This window comes from Hyphomonas sp. (assembly GCF_040882205.1).
In the GTDB taxonomy this organism is placed as follows: Bacteria; Pseudomonadota; Alphaproteobacteria; order Caulobacterales; family Hyphomonadaceae; genus Hyphomonas.
In genome coordinates, this window is the sequence record NZ_JBBEBT010000335.1 from 9,638 (window position 1) to 11,417 (window position 1,780).

The following is a 1,780-nucleotide window of genomic DNA, read 5'->3' on the forward strand; positions in this document are numbered from 1 at the left end:
GGCCGGCGTACTGGCCGGCGAGGAGATCGTCCTCGGGCGTATCCAGCGCACCCTTTGCGGTGTGGCAGATCAGGTTGGCATAGCCATGGCCGAGGCTATAGGTCTCTTTCAGAAGGGTCATCTGCTCGCCATGCATGGTCAACGCGCCCTTGCGGACAAGGTCGGCCCACTGATCAACCGACTTGCCGGTATTCTTCAGCAGGTTTGCCTTCATGGTATCCATGGGACCGGATTTTTCGGTCATCGTGTCCTCCCTGTCGTTGCGGCATTGTAAGCCTGACGCGACCCGGTTCCAAGCAGGAGGGGGGTAACGCGGCCTGAAGGTGGCTGCTATACGTTCACCATGAGTTCCAATCCGAATCGCCTCCCGATCAGCCAGATGGCGTCCGCGCGCCCGCCCCAGCCGGCGGTGGAGGGGGCGCCTTACCTGAAGGGGCTGAACCCCGAGCAGCGCGAGGCCGTGCTGCATACCGAGGGGCCGCTGCTGGTGCTGGCGGGCGCGGGCACCGGCAAGACGCGGGTTCTGACGGCGCGGCTGGCGCATATTGTGGCGACGCGGCTCGCTTATCCGTCGCAGACGCTGACGGTGACCTTCACGAACAAGGCCGCTCGGGAAATGCGCGAGCGGGCGCTGCACCTGCTGGGCGAAGCGGGCGAAGGGCTGCGCTGGCTTGGCACGTTCCACTCGATCTCGGCGCAGATCCTGCGCCAGCATGCCGAACTCGTGGGGCTGAAATCCTCGTTCACGATCCTCGACACCGATGACCAGGTACGCCTGTGCAAGCAGATCGTGCAGGCGGAGAACCTCGACCCCAAACGCTGGACACCGCGCAACCTCGCCGGGCTGATCGATGGGTGGAAGAACCGCGCGCTGACGCCGGACAAGGTGCCGGGAGAAGAGGCGGGCCATTTCGGCAATGGCAAGGGCATCGAGTGCTACCGTATCTATCAGGCGCGGCTGAAAGTGCTGAATGCCTGCGATTTCGGCGACCTTCTGATCCACAATATCATGATCTTCCAGCAGAATCCGGACCTGCTCCGGGATTTCCACGCGAAGTTCCGTTACATCCTCGTCGACGAGTATCAGGACACCAACGTCGCGCAGTATCTTTGGCTTCGCCTGCTTGCGCAGGGCTCCAGGAATATTTGCTGCGTCGGCGATGACGACCAGTCGATCTATGGCTGGCGGGGCGCGGAAGTGGATAACATCCTGCGCTTCGACAAGGACTTTCCGGGCGCCAGGGTGGTGCGGCTGGAGCGCAATTATCGCTCTACAAAACATATACTTGCGGCCGCTTCCTCGGTGATTGCGCATAACAAGGGACGGCTCGGCAAGACGCTGTTCGTGGGCGATGACAGCGCGGCGGCGGACGATACCGATGCGCCGAAGGTCAAGGTGCGCGGCCTCTGGGACGGGGAGGCGGAAAGCCGCCTGATTGCCGACGATATCGAAAGCTGGGTGCGCGGCGGCGGGCGCCACGACCAGTGCGCCGTGCTGGTACGCGCCTCCTGGCAGATGCGCGCCTTCGAGGAGCGGTTCATCCTGCTGGGGATTCCTTACCGCGTGATCGGCGGGCCGCGCTTCTTCGAGCGCGCCGAAATCCGCGATGCAATGGCTTATCTCAGGCTGGTGCGCTCGCCGGATGATGACCTTGCCTTCGAGCGCGTGGTCAACGAGCCAAAACGCGGCGTCGGGGACACGACCCTCGCCAAGCTGCAATCCTATGCGCGGGCGGATGGGCGCAGCCTCTATACGCTGACGCCGATGGTGCTGCAGACG

Annotated in this window: 2 protein-coding genes; one reads left to right on the forward strand and one right to left on the reverse strand. The window is 63.6% G+C overall.

From position 1 onward, the window contains the following. Nucleotides 1-244 (reverse strand): DUF4287 domain-containing protein (locus tag WEA77_RS14665; protein WP_368068619.1); only part of this gene is annotated, 244 nt, incomplete at its 3' end. A gap of 99 nt (nt 245-343) precedes the next feature. On the opposite strand from WEA77_RS14665, the gene WEA77_RS14670 reads away from it, so the two are divergent. After that, nucleotides 344-1,780, forward strand: a 1,437-nt coding sequence (locus WEA77_RS14670) for an ATP-dependent helicase (RefSeq protein WP_368068620.1), incomplete at its 3' end; no start/stop codon positions are given.